Source organism: Oleiphilus sp. HI0061, assembly GCF_001635675.1.
On the sequence record NZ_LWFE01000452.1, the window covers coordinates 1 to 1,086 of the forward strand.

At 42.8% G+C, this 1,086-nt stretch carries 1 protein-coding gene; it reads left to right on the forward strand.

Features of this window, described 5'->3' with window-relative positions; all coding sequences use genetic code 11:
• Positions 1-60: 60 nt before the first annotated feature.
• Positions 61-1,086, forward strand: a 1,026-nt coding sequence (locus tag A3735_RS06100) for a 30S ribosomal protein S1 (protein ID WP_231882430.1), incomplete at its 3' end; no start/stop codon positions are given.

The following is a 1,086-nucleotide window of genomic DNA, read 5'->3' on the forward strand; positions in this document are numbered from 1 at the left end:
GGAATTGTAATGAGCGAGAGCTTTGCAGAGTTATTTGAATAGAGTCTAAATGAAATCGATATGACCCCGGGAGCAATTATTGCGGGTGTTGTAGTAGATATTGATAGCGACTGGGTTACAGTAAACGCTGGCCTAAAGTCAGAAGGTGTTATACCTCTATCTCAATTTGTTAACGAGAGCGGTGAAGTCGAATTAAAGATCGGTGACTCTGTTGATGTTGCACTAGATGCTGTTGAAGATGGCTTCGGTGAAACACGCCTATCTCGTGAGAAGGCTAAGCGTGCTGAAGCTTGGAAAGAGCTTGAGAAAGCATTTGAAGCTGAAGAAATCGTTAAAGGTGTGATTAACGGTAAGGTTAAAGGTGGTTTCACTGTTGAGCTGAAAACTATCCGTGCCTTCCTTCCTGGTTCATTGGTTGATGTTCGTCCAGTACGTGACACGCTACACCTTGAAGGTAAAGAATTAGAATTTAAAGTTATCAAGCTAGATCAGAAGCGTAACAACGTTGTTGTTTCTCGTCGTTCAGTGCTTGAAGCTGAAAATAGTGCAGAACGTGAAGCATTGCTTGAGTCAATGGCTGAAGGTATGGAAGCCAAGGGTATCGTTAAGAACCTTACTGACTACGGTGCTTTCGTTGACTTAGGTGGTGTTGACGGTCTTCTACACATTACAGATATGGCTTGGAAGCGTATTAAGCATCCAAGTGAAATCGTAAATGTTGGTGACGAGATCAATGTTAAAGTNTTGAAGTTTGATCGTGAGCGTAACCGTGTTTCACTAGGCCTTAAGCAGCTAGGTGAAGATCCATGGGTACAGATCAAAGAGCGTTACCCAGAGAATACTCGTGTAACTGCGCGCGTAACTAACCTAACTGACTACGGTTGTTTCGCAGAAATTGAAGAAGGCGTTGAAGGTCTTGTTCACGTTTCTGAAATGGATTGGACTAACAAGAACATTCACCCATCTAAGGTCGTTCAGTTAGGTGATGATGTTGAAGTAATGGTTCTTGATATCGATGAAGAGCGACGTCGTATTTCTCTCGGTATTAAGCATTTTCACGCTAATCCTTGGGAAGAGTTCTCAAGC